Raw genomic sequence first — 17880 nt, 5'->3', positions numbered from 1 at the left:
ATGAGAAAAAATAAAATTAAACAAATGATGAAAGACGGTAAACCCGTCATTAATGGTTGGTGCGCAATTCCAAGTACTGCATCTGCTGAAGCAATGGCACATCAAGGTTGGGATTCCTTAACTATAGATATGCAGCATGGATTGGTTGATTACAGCAATGCCCTTCCAATGCTTCAAACAATTTCGACAACAGACGTCACTCCACTTGCTAGAGTTAATTGGAATGAGCCAGGACAAATAATGAAAATTTTAGATGCTGGTTGTTATGGAATTGTTTGTCCAATGGTAAGCAATAGAAAAGAAGCTGAAAATTTTGTTCAAGCATGTATGTATCCACCTGATGGTTATAGAAGTTTCGGTCCTGTTAGAGGATTAATTTATGGTGGTGCAGATTATCCAGATCACGCTAATGAAGAAATTCTTAAATTAGCAATGATAGAAACTAAAGAATCTTTAGAAAATTTAGATGATATAATGTCTACACCAGGTGTTGATGGTATTTATATTGGACCAGCAGACTTAAGTTTAGCAATCGGTGAAAAACCTGGATTTGATCGAGCTGAAACAACAAAGGCTTACTCTGAAATTTTGAGAATTCTAGAACATGCAAAGAAAAATAATATTTTTGCAGGAATTCATAATGGTACAACAGAATACGCAACGAAGATGATTGAAAAAGGTTTCGATTTTGTAACAATAGCATCTGATTTAAGAGCTTTAAGTGCTGGTGCAAAAGCAACTGTAGATAAAATGAAAGGTTCTTTGTCTAAAAAAGATGACGACGCTACTTATTAATCAAGTTGATTTAAAAATTCTTCAAACTGATTTTTATCTAAATTAGAAGATTGTTTTTTACCTGGAAACTTTCCAGCTATAGAGTCTTTTTTAAATGCTTTAAGAGCTTTAACTCTTTCAACTTTAATTTCATTTCTAAGTTTTAATAAGTTTCCATAAGCTTTAGAATGTCTTGGAGGATTTTCGGTATCACCACAAATATCTTCCATAAATAAATACATCACATCTGCATTTCTTCCAGATCCTAAAGAAACAGTAACAATATCTGTTCGTTTAGAAATTTCTCCCATCACATTTTCAGGTATCACTTCACACTCAGCAGAAAAAGCTCCTGCATCTTCTAATCTTTTAAATTTTTGAAATAACTCATAAGCTTCGTTTGCTGTTTTACCAACTGCTCGAAGTCCACCTATCCAAGTTGATTTTCTTGGAACTAATCCTAAGTGACCCATAACAGGCACATCTTCCTTTGCTAGCATTTCTACTATATCCATACTTCTTGGCGTCATCACTGCATCAGCACCATTTTCTAAAGCTTTGAACGCTCCACGCATAATATCATCTGCTGTAACAAATTCGTTCAAAACTAAAGCTGCGGTTAAAAAAAGATTTTTGGACCCTTCCCTAACTGGAATAACATTTTTAGCGTTAGCAATAATCATGTCAAAGCCAGCTTTTTCTGCTGCAGCAGCCTCATCAACAGTATTCGCGGTAACTTGAGTAAATTTTCTTTTTCCTTTTGCCGCTTTTAAATCACCTACTGTAGTTGATCTTTTGGCTGGTTTTGCAGCCCATGTATATACATTCTTCATTAAATACCTTTATAAAGAACGTCTCTTCGATCAATAAATTCCTCAAAAGTCTTAATGGTAACAACTGATGGTAAAATAAAAATTGATCTTTTGTCCTTTTCGTTTCTAATAATTCTAAAATAACCTTTTTTGATTGCTGTATCGATATAAACGTTAGAAGTTAAATAAGATTTCTCTATAACTCTCAATAGTTCATTTTTTGTAATAGATTTATTTTTATAATAAGCAAGCATTACCATGTGAAGCATAATCCAATGTTGAGGTGTTAGAGAAAACCAATTTAATAAATCATTTGCTAACCTTCCTTCAAAATCTCCAAGTGAAATTTCAGCTAAGGTAATTCTTTTTTGAGTTGATTTTGAAATTTTTTTCTGTTCTTCAAAATTTTTTGGATACTTAAACTGTCTTTTCATTTAAATAAACTTAAACTTATTAAGTTTTCTATTCAATACTATTTTTGCTTAGTAGTTCTTTATAAATATTATTCACTCTATGCACTTCTGAAGCTGTATTAAAATATCCTTCATATTCTATTTCATCTGGTGTTACATCAAAATGGTAATGACCAGCATCTTTATCGTCTTCATAAGAATGAAAATGTGTATGTTCACCAGACTCCCTTAAATTCAATTCTCCTCCTGTAGGATCTCCAGTCCAAAGTACTGTATAACACTGCAATTTTGGACCAACAGGTTCGTAAAATTGAAGAAAATCTTTTACACACTTCATTTGTTTTGGATCATAGTATTCATGTTTGATATCTTTATAATCTGGTTGAACATGCGATCTTACTTTTCCTTCTAAAATTCTAAACACACCCCCGATAGCAATGTGTTTATTTTCATTGAGGTTTAAATTATTAGATAAAGAAGACCTCATTGCTTGCGGAAGTGAACCTTGATTACCTGATCTTCCTTTGATTTTTATTTTAATTACTTTTCCTTGTTTACCATCTGTATAATAAATATTTCCAAGTCCACCGTGTTTTCGTGCGCTATATTTTTCAACAATACATTTTTTATCAGGACTTACTCTTGCAATTATAGATCTAGATTCGTCAGTAATTAAATTTTCATTAATTACTAATTCTCCGCAGTGACCATCTAAACACGACATTGCACCAGATCCAGCACCTAATGCATAAGATTTTTCTGATCCAATCATTTTAGAAATTTCTTGGTAATCAAATTCAGCACCGATAAAATTAGGATCATGCATGTATGGTTCACCACCAACATCAATGATTTTTTGGTTACCGCTTATTCCTTCAGATGGACAATCCCATTCACGAAGATTGGGACAATCTACAACTTCTACTTCAATATTTTTATAATTTTCTGAAAGTCCTTTTTTTAATGCATTCGCTATATCTTCAAGTGAATGATTTGTGAAAGTTCCTTTTTCTATTTTTAATTGCATGATGTTAATAAGCTATAATTTATTTTGCATATTGTCTATAGATAATATATATAATTTCTATACATAAATAATTTTAAAAAGGTAACGATGATAAATAAAGATTTAAAAGTAGCCGTATTAGGCGCAGGTGCAATGGGATGTCTGTTTGGAGGATTGCTAGCTGAAAAAGGTTTAAATGTAACTTTAATTGATGTTTGGAAAGAGCATGTTGATGCAATTAATAAAGATGGTTTGAAAATGGATGGTCACGGTGGTGATCGTATAATTAAAGTTAATGCTACTTCAGATCCATCATCGTTAGATAAGATGGATGCAGTGATTGTTATGTGTAAAGCAACTGCATTAGAACCAGCGTTAAATAGTATTAAAAATATTATTGGTGAAAAAACAGTTTTCATGTCTTTTCAAAATGGAATTGGTCATGAAGCAATAATTCAAAGTATCGTTGGAAATGAAAAAGTAATCGGTGGAACAACAACACAAGCTTCTAATATTTTAGGACCAGGTCATATAATGAACCATGGCGCATTGCCTTCATGGATTGGTGAATATGAAGGAGGAATAACGGAAAGAATTACAGAAATAGCTGATACTTTTACTGCACATAATTTAGAAATGATTGCAGCTGAAGATGTTAAAAAAAGAAAATGGATGAAGCTTTTTGCTCTAACAGCGATTGGTCCTCTTTCAGCTATATTTGACCTACATCACACCGATCTTTACGTAAATAATAAGGCTAATGATGTTTCAAGAGGGCTTGGTAAAGAAATCATTTTAGAGACAAGAGAAGTAGCACTTGCTGATGGAGTTAATGTTTCTGAAGATGAGTGTCTATTTATGTTCAATAAAATTGTAGATTCTATGCAAACTAACAAATCTTCAATGGCTTTTGATGTTCAATACAAAAGAAAAACAGAAATAGATTTTATAAGTGGTGCTGTTTCTAAAATTGGAAAAAAACATGGAGTAAAAACACCTTTAAATGACCTGATGTATAAAATGATCAAGGTTAAAGAAGGTATGTATAGTTAATGCTTAAAATTAATCGATTAAAAAAAATTAAAAGTAATTTTCCTGTACTAGTTGGAGATAAAGTCGTTGAGAAAAATACTTGCAATTTATTAATCGATGAAATTAGTAAATCTAAAGCTTTTGATGACATGATAATGGGTGGTCGAAGCAGAATTAATAAAGGCTCAAAAAATTTTAATAACTATATTAAATCTTCAAATAATTCTGCAAAACTCTTCAAACTTTTTAATAGCAAGGCATTTTATAAAAAAATTGAAACTCTTTTTTCTAAAAATTTTAAAGATGGATCTTGGACAAACACTCACAAACCAAAAATATTTAATCGAAAAAAATTTACTATTAAAAAGAAATTAAATTCAAGTGAATTAAAAAAATTATTAGGAAACAATTACACTAACCCAAAAGTTAATTTAGATATTGATTTTTCGGTTTCTAAAGGAGGATACAGACTGCGTCCTCATAGAGATGATATTACGAGATTGTATAATTTCTTAATTTATCTAACAGATATTCCAAAGAAAAATGGAGGATCACTTACAATTTATAGAAAAAAATCAAAGAAAAATTTAAGAAAAAGTTTCAGGCGATTTCCAAAAATGAGTGAATTAGAAATAGTAAAAGCATTTACTCCAAAGAAAGGAACTGTGGTATTTTTTCAATCTACACCAAATTCTTATCATGGAGTTAAACGTTTTATAGAAAAAAACTGTCCAAAAAGATTTTTTATTTATGGAAGTTACGCACTCAATAAGCCAGTTATTTGGAATTATAAAGGAACAGCTTACTATCCACACATCATCAGTACGAAGAAAAAAATGTTAACTTCTTTTCATGATGCAAATTATTTAACAACTGCTCCTAAGAATTGATATTGTTAAAAATTTCTACTAGGTTCTATTAATGCCAAATAATCTACAAAAGAAATTATTTGAACAAGGATATTTAAAAGTAAAAAATGTTCTTAACTATCAAAGAGATTTAAAGCCAATCCTTAATGACATGGAATTTGTAATGGATTGTTTGATCCAAAAATTTGCAAAAAAAAAAGATGTAAAAAAAGTTCTTAATTTAGATTTTAAAAAAAAATATTCTTATATATCAAAATTAAAAATTGATGATTTAGATCAATATTTTAATACTAGATTGCCAAGAGATCACGTTAAGAAAGATAGTGATTACTTTGCTACTCAATCTTTATGGAATTTAATTACTAATAAAAATATTTTAGATGTTGTTGAAAAAATTTTGGGAAAAGAAATCATGTCTAATCCAGTACAAAATACTAGAATTAAACAACCTGAAAAAAAATTACCAAAAGGTTCAATTTTAGACGGTTTAAGTGGAAGAACGCCTTGGCATCAGGATGCTGCGGTTCTCAGTCCTAAAGGGCAAAAATTGACTGACATGGTTACTGTATGGATACCTTTTACAAAAACTACAAAAAAAAATGGGTGCATGATTACTGTTAAGAAAATTAATAAAATGGGATTATTAAATCATATTGCTGGTTATAGAGGCCAAGTAGAAATTAAAGACAGTAAATTACTGGATAAAATGGAACATATTCATTTAGAGGCAGATGTTGGGGATGTAATTCTTTTACACAAACATTCAATTCATTGCTCCTTACCTAATAGATCAAATGATTTTAGAATAAGTGCAGACCTTAGATATAACGTAGCTGGCCAACCTTCTGGAAGAGATCCGCTACCAAATTTCTATGTAAGAAGTAAAAACAAAAAAAATCTCAAAATTCAGAATTTTAAACAATGGTTAGCTCTTTGGGAAAAAGCAAAAGAAAAGTGTATCCCACGTAAATACGCTTTTAAATATCCTCTTCCTACTTTTAAAACAAATAAAAGAGATCTTTCAAAATTGTTATAAAAAAATTAATTATGAAAATTTTAATAACTGAATTTATTAATCAAAACAGTTTAGACGAGTTAAATAATACTTTTGAAATCAAATTTGATGAAAATCTTTGGGAAAAAAAAGAAGAACTTAAAGAAATTATTAAAGATTGTGATGGTTTAATTGTTAGAAATAAAACTCAAGTAAATAAAGATATTTTATCTAACGCTAATAATTTAAAATTTATAGGAAGATTGGGTGTTGGTTTAGACAACATTGATACTGAATTTTGTAAAACCAAAAATATCCATGTCCAACCTGCAACTGGTATGAATGCAGATTCTGTAGCTGAATATGTGATTTCATCTTCTATGTCTTTAATAAAAAAAATTCCTATGTTTCATCATGGAACGATCAAAGGTGATTGGCCTAGAACAACTATTAAATCTGCTGAAATAAATGGAAAGTGTATTGGAATAGTAGGTTTTGGTACTATCGGCAGAAAAGTTGCTGACTATAGTTTGAAAAATGGACTAAATGTTTTGGCTTATGATCCTTATACTAAAAAATTAGAAGATAATGAAAAAAATTATAAATTATCTACATTAGAAGATGTATTTAAAAATGCAGATATTATTTCTTTACATTTACCATTAACAGAAGAGACTAAAAATTTAATCAACAAGACTTCATTTTCTAAAATGCAAAAACAGCCAATTATAATCAATACTTCTAGAGGTAGTGTTGTAAATGAGAATGATCTTATAAATGCTTATGATCAAAATCTAATTTCAGGATTTGCATTAGATGTGTTTGAAAATGAACCTATTAAAAAAGATTTATACGAAAGAATTACATCTGAAATGAATTGTATTTTAACTCCTCATATTTCAGGTGTTACTACAGAGTCAAATATTAGAGTTAGCAATTTTATAGTTAAAAAGGCAATTGATTTTTTTAAGTAATTATCTCGTTTAACTTAACTACTCTTCCAAGTTTAATTGATGTCTCAGCAGCTTCTCCAACAGCAACTGCAATTAATCCATCATTCAAAGATACTTCTGGCTTTAATTTATTTTTTACTGCATTTATAAATGCTAAATGTTCATAATAAGTTGAACCATGATGATGTCCTGCTTCAAGTATTTTAGGATCCACACTAATACTTTCTTGTTTAGTTTTTCCATCTCTCATACCAATTCTTACATCAGAAGTAGTTTTCCCAGACTCGTTTGAAGGAACTGAAGTTTCAATTTTACCGATATTTCCTGTTGCGGTTAACTCTTCTTGCATTTCAGAATTTTCAGCAAACATACAAAGCTCAAGCATACTTCTTGAGCCGTTCTCAAAATTAACAATTACGTAAGCATTATCAATAATATCTGGTTTTTTCCCATCATATTCCTCATCTAAATGATTTACATCTTGTCCCCCACTCGCATAAACACTTACGGGCTCACTCTTAACAATAAAACGCATCAAATCAAAAAAATGACAGCACTTTTCAACTAAAGTTCCTCCAGTATTTTTTTCAAATCTGTTCCAATCATTTACTTTTTTTAAAAAAGGAAACCTGTGTTCTCTTATTGTTAATGTTTTTAGATCACCAATTGTTTTGTTGTGAATTTCTTTAATAAATTTTGAAACAGGAGGCATGTACCTGTATTCCATTGCAGTCCAAAACACTGATGGGTAATCTTTAGTAAGTTTTTCTATTTCTAAACAATCTTTTGTCTTAGTACACAAAGGTTTTTCAACCAATATGTGTTTCTTAGTTTGAATTACATCTTTTAAAATTTGAATATGAGTAAAATTAGGAGATGAGATTATATATACATCGACTAAATTTTTTTTAATCAAATCTTGATGATTTTTAAAGCAAACAACTTCCTTTTTGAGGAGTTCTTGGCACTGTTTCAAAGACTCTTCGTGAGGATCTGAAAGAGCAACTACTTCAGCTTCGTCTATCAAAGATAAATTTAAAATATGTTCTCGAGCCATCGTGCCAGCTCCAATTATTCCATATTTAATTTTTTCCATATTTATTATCTATCAGTTTAATTAAATAAATTTAATCAATTGTTAATCCACTTGGTACTTTTTCTGGTTTACCGAGTGGTCTTTGATTTCCACTTTTTCCAGTTAGAGATTGTAAAAAAGAGACTAATTGATCAATTTCTTTTTCACTTAAATCTATTGGCTTGATATCTATACTTGAAATAATTCTATCCTGTTCTCTTTTGTCAGAAAAAGTCACAAAATCTATTTGTTCTAACCATGGAGCCTTTGGTAAATTTGCATATTGAGGTTTCCAATTTTTATTCATAGTTACTGGATTTAAATGATGTTTAATTATGCCCTTAAGTGTTGGATAAGCACCATTATGACCATAAGGTGCCGTTAAAGAAACATTTCTTAGCGCAGGTGTTTTAAATTTATACATGTCATCCACATCATCTGTTTCAACCATTCTTCCAACATCACGTGCATAAGGATCGAAAGGTCTGGTTCTGCCCGGTCCAAATTGTGGAATACCTATTGAATGAAATTTTTGATCAGACAATAAAGACCCTGAATGACATGAACTACAATTAGCTTTGCCATAGAATAAATTCATACCTGCAATCTGATTTGAATTTAAAGCTGATTTATTTCCGTTTAAATATTCATCAAATGGAGAGTCAAAAGATGTCCATTCATGAATTTCAAAAGCTGCAATTGAGTTTACTATATGTGTAATATTTATGTCTAAAGCATTATCCACATCATCAAAAGCATGTTTAAACATCTCAACATATTCAGGAACTCCTCTTATTCTATGAGCAATTACTGGCCAGACTCTATCAATTCTCATGCTGTCTTTACCAACTTTTGAAACCAATCCTATAATTTCATTTTCACCTGGATTGCCAGCCATTTCGAATTGTCTTGTCATTGGAAATAAAGCTTGTACCGCCACTATATTATCAAGACCTTTTGGAAGCAGTTCTTGTGCTGGAGTATTAAAACCATTTCCAAATATATCAGATTTAGTCACTCTACCATCGTGAAGTAGTGTTGTAATATCTTTAAATCCTAAATTCCATAATGCCAAAGCGTTTCTTGGAATACGTTTTTTGATTTTATCATCCCCTGATCCAGCTGTTCTTTCTAATCCAATACCGTGTCCACCTTCACCAATTCCTAATGAAAGTCCATCAGACCCTCCTAGATCATGGCTATGACAAGTTGCACAAGCAATATTACGATTGGCAGATAAAATTTTATCATGAAATAAAAGTCTTCCTATTTTAACCTTTTCCATATCAACTTTATGAAAATCATTACTTGTTAAAGGTTTTGGTAATTCAATTGAATATGTTTTGTTTGCTGAAATTAAAAATGGAATTATAAATATTAATATTTTTATATGTTGAGATACTTTTTTATAATTTTTTTTATTCCATCTATAGTTTTTGCAGAAATTGAAAATGCTAGAGATTTGATGGAAGCTGGAAAATTTCAAGAAGCTATGGAAGAACTGATGCCAGCTGCCAGATCTGGGAACGCTGATGCTGAAGAGCTTATTGGAATAATGTATGCAATGGGTCTTGGAGTTGAGCAAGACGATGTTAGAGCTTTTGAATGGTATCTTAGATCTTCGATGAAAGGTCATCCTGGTGCTCAATCGGGTGTTGGGTGGTATTATGAAATCGGTAGAGGACTTCCTGCCCCTGATCTTGTTAGAGCTTACATGTGGTATGGTTTGTCTGCTATTGGAGGCGATCCTGATGCTGCGATTTCTCAAGAAGAAGTTGTTAAAAAAATGACTCCTGAACAAATTGAAAAAGCGCATATACTTATTAAAGATTACAAAGCTTGGATTTATCCGTTTAGGTAATGAGGCGAATAATTAAATCCGCCCCATCATTAAATTAAGATTATAAGTCTTTGTCGTATGCACTTGATGCTTTTTTCTCAGCATCAGCAACTGCGCTTGTTAAAGCGTCAAAGATTTGTCCGCCACCTTTAACATTTGACTTAAACCAATCATAAACTGGACTAGCAGCTTTTTTGAAGCTAGCTTTTTGTGCTGGAGTTGGAACATATAAATCTCCACCGCCTGCTACAAAGTCTTCATATGCTTTGATTGATTTTCTTTTTGGAGATGCAAATGTAGCTTGTTGCAATGCATAAAATCCATCCGTAATAACTTTCTTAAGTTCTTTTGGCATAGATTGATATTTTGCATTGTTCATCCACCAAAGTGCTCCCATGTATGCGTGACCGTCTAAAGTAACATATTTTAGACCTGCATCTGGAAACTTCATGTTCATAATGTCAGTTATTCCATTTTTAGAACCTTCAACTACACCTGTTTGAAAAGATGTAAATAATTCTGGCCATGGAATAGGAGTTGGTGATGCACCTAAAGCTCTTACAAGCTCTTGAGGTAAGTCAGCTACAACAGTTCTGATTTTTAGACCTTTCATGTCTGATGGTTCTGCAACTCTTCTTTTAGTGTTAGCAAAATTTCTCCATCCACCAGTGTTTCCGATAGTCATTAATCTTATTGTATCGCCTGAATCTTTAAGAGCCATTTGTCTCATAGTTCTCACAAAATCACCTTGCATAACATCTTCAGCAATTCTGTCGTCTGCCATTAGATATGGTAAATCTAAAACTTGAACATATGGGAATACACCAGCTGCTCCTCCAGAAGTAGAAATGTAAACGTCGATGCTTCCATCAGAAACACCTTGTAAACATTCTGCTCCTTTAGAACATAACTGTGTACCTACGAAAAGTTCTACAGATATTTTTCCATTTGATGCTGCTTCTACATAGTTTTTAAATACTACTGCACCATCATAGTCTTCATCTTGATCATTGGAGTTCATTGTCATTCTTAAATTGTAATCAGCAGCTGAAACAGAAGCTGTAAAACTAATTAAGAATAATAATGAAAAGAATGATTTAATTATTTTATTCATTATTTTTTCCCTCTCTTTAAATATATATTTAAGTATAGAAACTATACCTAAATTGAACCACTGTGTCTATTATCTAAAAATTAAAATTATTTTGCAAAACCCGTAAGTAAAGGAATGGTCATTGAGATTGACGGGAAGTAAGTAATTATAAATATTACAATTGCTTCTACTGCTAAAAATGGCAATATTGCTTTTGATATAGTTTCAACTCTTTCACCAGAAACTGAGGATGCAACAAATAAAACTAAACCCATTGGTGGTGTTGCTAAACCAACAGTTAAGTTAACTGACATAATAATTGCAAAATGAACTGGATGTACACCTAATTCTACAAACACTGGTCCAAGTATTGGTCCTAAAATAATTATTGCAGGACCAGCATCTAAAAACATTCCAACAATAAATAGTAAAATATTAATCAGAAATAATAAAATATAAGGATTGTCAGTTAATCCTAAAACAAATTCAGCAAGATATTCTGGTGCATGAGATAAGCTAACAACTGTTTTAAAAGCCATTGCAGCACCAACCAAAAGTAATACTACAGATGAAACCATTGCAGCTTTTGTCATAACCTTTGGTACGTCTTTCCACTCTAAAGATTTTAAAACAAATAAACCAATAAACATTGCGTAAGCAGCTGCAACTGCAGATGCTTCGGTTGGAGTAAAAATCCCTCCAAGTATACCTCCTAGAATTATAACAGGAGTCATCAATGGGAAAAAAGCTTTCAAAGAAGCTTTTCCTCTTTGTCTCCATGTTGTCTTTTTTGTTACGGCAGGAAAATTATATCTTTTAGCCATAAACTTGATTGTAACCATCAAACTAACACCAACTAAAATTCCAGGAATAATACCTGCTAGGAATAAAGCAGCTACGCTCTCTCCCATAACGTATGCATAAATAATCATTATTCCTGAAGGTGGAATGATTGGACCAATTACTGAACTCGCTGCGGTAATTGCTGCTGAAAATTTTTTTGTATACCCTTGCTTCTCCATTGCAGGAATTAACATTGAACCAATTGCAGAAGTATCTGCAACTGCAGATCCAGATAGGCCAGCAAAAAGCATTGAAGTTAAGACGTTAACATGTGCCAAACCACCTTTTAAATGCCCCATCATCGCCTGGCTAAATTCAACTAATCTTTGAGTAATTCCTCCCCTATTCATTAGCTCACCAGCTAACATAAAAAAAGGAATTGCCATTAAAGGAAAGCTATCAATACCATTGTAAATATTTCTATAAAGCATAGCTCCATCTCTAGATTGATCATTCAGCCAAAGTAAAATTCCAGGAGCAGCCAACAATCCAAAAAATACTGGTAATCCAATTAACAAAAATAATAAAAATAAAGGGAGAAACCAAATCAACATTATTGTGTCTCCAATTTTTGTTTATCTAAATCTTCAGGTAATTCTAATTTTGTAAAATTACTTAAAAAATTTCTTAAAATTAACTCTATGTTTACTGAAATCAAAAAAACAATTCCAACAGGTAACGACATATACATCCAGGCTAATTTTATTGGCTCTGCTTTGCCGCCAATTAAATTAAATGGAATTTTGATTGAAGCTGAATTAAATATCCATCCAGCATTAATGTGTTTCAAACCTAATTCAAGTCCAATGATCAAAACAAATAAAGATATGATCAATAAAAATAAGGTTAAAAAAGTTGATATGATTTTAGGTAAAAATCTTTCCAGCATATCAATTGAGACAAAACCACCCCACCTATAAGCTGAGGGAGCTATTAACCCTGTCATCCATAGCATTAAAAATCTCGCAACTTCATCAGGCCAAGGTAATGCGTTGTTGAGAACATACCTAAAAAAAACTTGGATCATAATTACGACAACCATTAAAAAAATTGCGATCCATGCAAATTGTCTTCCAATTCTTAGAAAAAAAGTATTTATCTTTTCAAGAAAGTTAAAAATGTAAAGTAGAGTTTTTATAGTTAAATTCACAACTAAATTTATTTTAATAAGAAAATAATTACAACTTTTTAAAAAACTATTTTACATTGTTAGATATTTTTCGTATTAGAAAAGCCTTCAACAGAAAAGCTTAAATAAAAATTATGAGTAATAAAAAGAAAATTCTAGTTATCCAAAAAGTTCATGATAAAGGCATGGAATTAATTAATAACCATCCAGATTTTGATGTAGAGGTAACTGACGATGTTTCAGTAGAAAACTTAAAGGCTAAAATAAAAGATTGTGATGGTGCTTCAATTAGAATAGCAAAACTACCAGGTGAGGTAATTAACGAAGCAAAAAATCTTAAAATAATATCTAGACATGGAGTAGGCTACGATAATATTGATTTAAAAACAGCTAAAGAGAGAGATGTAAAAATTGCTATTACAGCTAATGCTAATGCAGTTACAGTTGCAGAGCATGTTATGTTTGTCTTGCTAAATATTGCAAAAAGAAGAGAGCTTTATCATACGACGGTTAAAGAAGGTAATTTTAAGGATAGAAATAAATTACCCAAAACTATTGAAGTATGGAAAAAAAATTTCCTAATTATGGGATTTGGTAGAATAGGTAAAGCACTTATTAAAAGATGTTTAGGATTTGAAATGAATGTATTCGTCTATGATCCATTTGTAGATAAAGATACAATAGAGAAGCTTGGTGGAAAAAAAGTTGATAATCTTGAAGAGGCAGTAAAAACAATGGATGTAATATCTTTACATATGCCTTTAACTGAAAAAACAGAAAATCTTATTAATTATGATTTACTTAAAACGATGAAGAAAAACTGTATCATCATTAATGCCGCTAGAGGTGGAATTATTCATGAGGAAGATCTTGATAAGGCTTTAAATGAAGATTTAATATTTGGAGCAGGAATTGATGTGTTCAAACAAGAGCCACCAGAAAATGATAATCCTCTTTTAAAAAATGAAAAAGTTTACTTAAGTCCACATACAGCAGCATTTACTGATGAATGTATGACAAGAATGGGAGTAGAAACAATTCAAAATATAATTGATTATTTCGATGATACATTGGAAAAATCAAAAATTGTAAGACTATAGTAAAAGATTTAATCTAAAAATTTAGATTTATTATTTATTGAAAATTAACTTTTATAAATCTCAATACCACTAAGATTTAAAGTTTCGGTTAAATACTTGTAACCTATTTTTGCATATTCAAATGGATTTGCTTTTGCAGGATCTTGTTCTGCCTCTACTACTAACCATCCAGAATAATTTTTTTCTTTCAATACATCAAATAAAGGCTTGTAATCAATACATCCATCACCTGGAACTGTAAATGCACCTTCTAAAAATGCTCCTCTAAAACTTAAGTCTTCTTTTAAAGATTTTTCTAAAACATTTTTTCTAATGTCCTTACAATGCATATGAATTAATCTTTCGCTAAAGTCGTTTAATATTTTTAACGAGTCTCCCTGAGCAAATAACATATGACCAGTATCTAATGTTAGTTTTACACTATCATGAGTGTTTTCAAGTAATCTTACTGTATCTTCTTCTGTCTCTATTACGGTTCCCATATGATGATGATAAGCAAGTGGCATACCTTCATCTTCAAGATATTTTCCCATTTCTGAAATTTTTTCATAATATTTTTTAGACTCTTCCAGATCCATTTGAGGTCTTGTAGATAATTTTCGATTTGGATCTCCTTGAATTGAGCCAGAAACTTCAGCAAAAACCATACATGGTGAATTACAATCTTTAAAAAGCTTTAACTGATCTTGAATTAGATTTTTTTCTTCATCGACACTATTTGTTCTTAAATTAGCTCCATACCAACCTGAGCAAAGATTTAATTTAAATTCAGTAAGTTTTGGAATTAATTCTTCTGATTTTTTTGGAAATTTACCACCAGACTCAATTCCAATAAATCCTGCCTGACTAGCTTCAGACAAGCATTGTTCTAAAGAAGTATCACCACCTAATTCTGGCATATCATCATTGCTCCATGCAATTGGTGCTATTCCTAATTTTACTGACATACAAAATTTATTTAAAAGTTAGATGGTTTTTTAAATGATGATTTTATGTGCATCAAGAAAATTTTATTTTTAATTCTTCATTAAAAAATAGTTTCTTGATTTTGTTTTTTAATTCTGTTCTATATCCTTATGATTAACTTTTCTTTAATGGGAGCAGGTCGGATTGGAAAAATGCATGCTAAATTTATAGCTGCACATCCAAATGCAAAATTAAAATACATATATGACGTCAACTCTCAATTTGCTGAAGAAGTAGCAAAATCAACAGGTTGTTCAATTGCATCCTCGCCAGAAGAAGCAATTAATTCAGATGATATAGATGCAGTTCTTATAGCATCTGCTACTCCAACCCATACTCTATTTATTACAATGGCAGCAAAAGCAGGAAAGGCAATTTTTTGTGAAAAGCCAATTGATTTAGATATAAATAAAGTAAATGAATGTATGGAAAATATTAAAGGAACAAATGTTCCTATTCAAATAGGCTTTAATAGAAGATTTGATGCTAGTCACTCAAAAGCACAACAAGCAAGAGTAAAAAAAGAAATTGGTGAATTAGAAATGGTTGTGATTACAAGTAGAGACCCCGAGCCTCCAGGTATTGAATATTTAAAAGCTGCAGGAGGATTTTTTAGAGACACTACTATTCATGATTTTGACTTAACTAGATTTATTTTAGGTGATGATCCTGTGGTTCAAGTATCTGCTTTTGGAGATGCTTTGTTTGATAAAAATTCACAACAAGTAAAGGATTTTGATACTGCAATGTTTATATTAAAATCAAAAAAAGGTGTTTTAATTCATATTAATAACTCCAGAAGAGCGGTTTATGGATATGACCAAAGGGTTGAGGTCTTTGGTAGTAAGGGAATGGTTATTTCAAATAATCAAACTCCTACTTCTTTAGAAAGGTACACAAATAAATCTACAAATGAAAAAGAACCAATACATTTCTTTTTTATTGAAAGATATGAGCAAGCTTATAGAGATCAATTTAATGAGTTCGTGAAATGTGTTGAAAATAAAACTAAACCTTTGGTAGGTTTTGAAGACGGTAGAAACGCATTGATAATAGCTAATGCAGCATATGAATCGTTTGAAAGTGGTAAGGTAATAGATATAAAATTCTAATGTCTAATAAATATATATCCGAACAATCTAATCAATTTAAAAATAGAATAATAATTGTAACTGGAAGTACTCAAGGAAGTGGAGCTGAGACTGCAAAATTACTAGCAAGTAGAGGTGCTAAAGGAATAACTATCTGTGGAAGAAATAAAGAGAAAGGAAACAAGGTAAAATCAGAAATAGAAAGTATGGGCGCAGAATGTCTATACGTTCAAGCTGATTTAGAGAAACTTGCAGATTGTAAAAAAATAATTTCTGAGACTGATAAAAAATTCAATACTGTAGATAGTTTTATTAATGTTGCTGCTTTTACTGAGAGAGGAACAATTTTAAGTACAACAGAAGAAAATTATGACAAAAATTTTAATGTAAATGTGAAGGCTCCTCTTTTTATGATGCAAGACGTTATAAAAATAATGATTAGGGATAAAAAAAAAGGAACTATTGCTCATATTTTATCAATGGCTGGGTATAGTGGAATGCCTTTCTTAACTGCTTACAGTTCTTCTAAAGCGGCACTAGCAGTAATGATTAAAAATGTTGCAAATTCAGTTTCTGGTCATCAAATAAGAGTAAATGGTGTAAATTTAGGATGGACAGATACACCCGCAGAAACAGTAATTCAGAAAAAATTTCATAACGCAGATGATGATTGGCTTAAAAAAGCTGAGGCAAAAGTTCCTTTCAAAAGATTAAACAAACCTTTGGATGTTGCTAAGATCTTAGCTTTCTTGTGCTCAGATGAATCGGGGATTATGACTGGAAGCATTATTGATTTTGATCAAACGGTTGCGGGATGGCATTCTTATTCTGCATATGACACTAAAATTTTGGATGATAGTCTTTTGGGTGAATGAGCCTAATTTAAATTAACTTATGAAAAAAAATATAATTAAAGATACTGGTGTAGAAGTTACTGAATTGAGTTTTGGAACATCTTCTTTGGGTAGTATGCCAGATACTTACGGTTATGAAGTACCTGAACAAAGAGCTCAGGAAACACTAAAAAGATTTTTTCAAGGTCCTGTAAATATGCTTGATACTTCAAGAAATTACGCAATGGGAGAAAGTGAAAAAAGAATTGGTATTGCAATAAAAGAAAATGGTGGGTGGCCAGAAAAATTTGTCTTATCAACTAAGATCGATAGAAATATGGATACATTGGTTCTTGATAAAAAAAGGACAAGGGAGTCTGTTGAAGAAAGTTTAAAGGCTTTAAACGTTGATTCTGTAGACGTTTTATTTCTTCATGACCCAGAATACGTAAAAGATATAAATGACGTAACTAAAAAAGATGGAGCATTGGATGAACTGTTTAAAATTAAAGAAGAAGGTTTGGCAAAAGCAGTTGGTTTAGCTATGGGAAGAATAGATATTATGTTCCCAATCTTAAGAAAGTGGGACTTTGATGTCATAATAAATCACAACAGATACACTTTGTTAAATAGAGAAGCGGATGAAATGTACAGTTATGCTTATAGTAAAAATATATCTATTTTCAACGCTGCCCCTTACGCGGGCGGTGTTTTGGCAAAAGGTCCAAGTAATTTTAAAAAAATAACTTACCAGGATGCTACTGAAGAAAAACTTGCACCAGCTAGAGAAATAGAAAAAGTTTGTAAGAAATATAATGTTGAAATGGGTGCTGCAGCTTTACAATTTTCTATGAAAGATAAAAGAATAACATCTACTATTTGTGGTGTTACTAGCGTTCAGAGTATTGAGAAAAATATTTCATGGGCTGAAACAGATATTCCAGAAGAATTTTGGAATGAAGTTTTAAAATTACCTTACTCAACGAAAGATCCAGAGTCTGAGAGGACATATACTCCAGGTTAAATTTTAAAAAAATTTAAGACAAATAGATTTTAT

19 protein-coding genes are annotated in these 17880 nt (G+C 31.1%); 10 read left to right on the top strand and 9 right to left on the bottom strand.

What is annotated here, in order from left to right; translation table 11 throughout:
* A complete protein-coding gene (locus ACTTA4_RS06220) occupies positions 1-795 on the top strand; it encodes an HpcH/HpaI aldolase family protein (protein WP_440633980.1) in 795 nt (264 codons plus the stop codon).
* Here ACTTA4_RS06220 and ACTTA4_RS06215 read toward each other — a convergent pair.
* Genes ACTTA4_RS06215 through ACTTA4_RS06205 form a run of 3 tightly spaced genes read right to left on the bottom strand, consistent with a single transcriptional unit; the run spans position 792 to position 3026 of the window.
* Positions 792-1607, bottom strand: coding sequence for a 3-methyl-2-oxobutanoate hydroxymethyltransferase (locus tag ACTTA4_RS06215; protein ID WP_440633979.1), 816 nt, complete (start codon positions 1605-1607; stop codon positions 792-794). The two genes, ACTTA4_RS06220 and ACTTA4_RS06215, sit on opposite strands and share 4 nt — an antisense overlap.
* Complete coding sequence (locus ACTTA4_RS06210) at positions 1607-2020, bottom strand: MarR family transcriptional regulator (RefSeq protein WP_262589473.1); 414 nt, start codon at positions 2018-2020, stop codon at positions 1607-1609. Before ACTTA4_RS06210 ends, ACTTA4_RS06215 begins: the two co-directional genes overlap by 1 nt.
* Before the next feature lie 28 nt (positions 2021-2048).
* Positions 2049-3026, bottom strand: coding sequence for a DUF1907 domain-containing protein (locus tag ACTTA4_RS06205; protein WP_440633978.1), 978 nt, complete (start codon positions 3024-3026; stop codon positions 2049-2051).
* A gap of 87 nt (positions 3027-3113) precedes the next feature.
* Here ACTTA4_RS06205 and ACTTA4_RS06200 point away from each other — a divergent pair, with 87 nt between their 5' ends.
* From ACTTA4_RS06200 to ACTTA4_RS06185, 4 genes are read left to right on the top strand one after another with little or no spacing between them, the layout of a single operon-like run.
* Positions 3114-4058 (top strand): ketopantoate reductase family protein, encoded by a 945-nt coding sequence (locus ACTTA4_RS06200; protein WP_262589476.1) that lies wholly within the window; start codon positions 3114-3116, stop codon positions 4056-4058.
* Positions 4058-4927: a 2OG-Fe(II) oxygenase gene (locus ACTTA4_RS06195; protein ID WP_440633977.1), complete on the top strand. Its 870-nt coding sequence runs from the start codon at positions 4058-4060 to the stop codon at positions 4925-4927. The genes ACTTA4_RS06200 and ACTTA4_RS06195 overlap by 1 nt, the downstream gene beginning before the upstream one ends.
* A gap of 31 nt (positions 4928-4958) precedes the next feature.
* Positions 4959-5942, top strand: a complete 984-nt coding sequence (locus tag ACTTA4_RS06190) for a phytanoyl-CoA dioxygenase family protein (protein WP_440633976.1) — start codon at positions 4959-4961, stop codon at positions 5940-5942.
* Positions 5943-5953: 11 nt separating this feature from the next.
* A complete protein-coding gene (locus ACTTA4_RS06185) occupies positions 5954-6874 on the top strand; it encodes an NAD(P)-dependent oxidoreductase (RefSeq protein WP_440633975.1) in 921 nt (306 codons plus the stop codon).
* On the opposite strand, the gene ACTTA4_RS06180 is transcribed toward ACTTA4_RS06185, so the two are convergent.
* Together ACTTA4_RS06180 and ACTTA4_RS06175 are read right to left on the bottom strand one after the other, a co-directional pair.
* Positions 6867-7949: a Gfo/Idh/MocA family protein gene (locus tag ACTTA4_RS06180; protein WP_440633974.1), complete on the bottom strand. Its 1083-nt coding sequence runs from the start codon at positions 7947-7949 to the stop codon at positions 6867-6869. The genes ACTTA4_RS06185 and ACTTA4_RS06180 overlap by 8 nt on opposite strands.
* A 31-nt stretch (positions 7950-7980) precedes the next feature.
* Entirely contained in the window at positions 7981-9213 is a 1233-nt protein-coding gene (locus ACTTA4_RS06175; RefSeq protein ID WP_440633973.1) for a cytochrome-c peroxidase, read from the bottom strand.
* Positions 9214-9318: 105 nt separating this feature from the next.
* Between ACTTA4_RS06175 and ACTTA4_RS06170 the strand changes: the two genes are divergently transcribed.
* Positions 9319-9789 (top strand): tetratricopeptide repeat protein, encoded by a 471-nt coding sequence (locus tag ACTTA4_RS06170; protein WP_262589483.1) that lies wholly within the window; start codon positions 9319-9321, stop codon positions 9787-9789.
* A gap of 40 nt (positions 9790-9829) precedes the next feature.
* On the opposite strand, the gene ACTTA4_RS06165 is transcribed toward ACTTA4_RS06170, so the two are convergent.
* The 3 genes from ACTTA4_RS06165 to ACTTA4_RS06155 form a co-directional block, all read right to left on the bottom strand.
* Positions 9830-10882 carry a TRAP transporter substrate-binding protein gene (locus ACTTA4_RS06165; protein WP_440633972.1) on the bottom strand — a complete coding sequence of 351 codons (1053 nt, stop codon included), beginning with the start codon at positions 10880-10882 and terminating at the stop codon, positions 9830-9832.
* Positions 10883-10968: 86 nt separating this feature from the next.
* Positions 10969-12258 carry a TRAP transporter large permease gene (locus tag ACTTA4_RS06160; RefSeq protein WP_440633971.1) on the bottom strand — a complete coding sequence of 430 codons (1290 nt, stop codon included), beginning with the start codon at positions 12256-12258 and terminating at the stop codon, positions 10969-10971.
* Positions 12258-12854 carry a TRAP transporter small permease gene (locus ACTTA4_RS06155; RefSeq protein ID WP_440614590.1) on the bottom strand — a complete coding sequence of 199 codons (597 nt, stop codon included), beginning with the start codon at positions 12852-12854 and terminating at the stop codon, positions 12258-12260. The genes ACTTA4_RS06160 and ACTTA4_RS06155 overlap by 1 nt, the downstream gene beginning before the upstream one ends.
* 113 nt (positions 12855-12967) lie before the next feature.
* Between ACTTA4_RS06155 and ACTTA4_RS06150 the strand changes: the two genes are divergently transcribed.
* A complete protein-coding gene (locus ACTTA4_RS06150; RefSeq protein ID WP_440633970.1) occupies positions 12968-13933 on the top strand; it encodes a hydroxyacid dehydrogenase in 966 nt (321 codons plus the stop codon).
* Positions 13934-13977: 44 nt separating this feature from the next.
* Here ACTTA4_RS06150 and iolE read toward each other — a convergent pair whose 3' ends face one another.
* Complete coding sequence (iolE, locus tag ACTTA4_RS06145) at positions 13978-14880, bottom strand: myo-inosose-2 dehydratase (protein ID WP_440633969.1); 903 nt, start codon at positions 14878-14880, stop codon at positions 13978-13980.
* Positions 14881-15009: 129 nt separating this feature from the next.
* Here iolE and iolG point away from each other — a divergent pair, with 129 nt between their 5' ends.
* From iolG to ACTTA4_RS06130, 3 genes are read left to right on the top strand one after another with little or no spacing between them, the layout of a single operon-like run.
* On the top strand, positions 15010-16011 hold the full coding sequence (gene iolG, locus ACTTA4_RS06140) for an inositol 2-dehydrogenase (protein WP_440633968.1): 1002 nt from the start codon (positions 15010-15012) through the stop codon (positions 16009-16011).
* Positions 16011-16865, top strand: coding sequence for an SDR family oxidoreductase (locus tag ACTTA4_RS06135; protein WP_440633967.1), 855 nt, complete (start codon positions 16011-16013; stop codon positions 16863-16865). Before iolG ends, ACTTA4_RS06135 begins: the two co-directional genes overlap by 1 nt.
* A 19-nt stretch (positions 16866-16884) precedes the next feature.
* Complete coding sequence (locus ACTTA4_RS06130) at positions 16885-17847, top strand: aldo/keto reductase (RefSeq protein ID WP_440633966.1); 963 nt, start codon at positions 16885-16887, stop codon at positions 17845-17847.
* Positions 17848-17880 lie beyond the last annotated feature (33 nt).

Origin of the sequence: Candidatus Pelagibacter sp. HIMB1485 (assembly GCF_052048055.1) — a bacterium.
Lineage (GTDB): Bacteria > Pseudomonadota > Alphaproteobacteria > Pelagibacterales > Pelagibacteraceae > Pelagibacter.
This window is presented reverse-complemented; position numbering and strand designations above follow the sequence as displayed.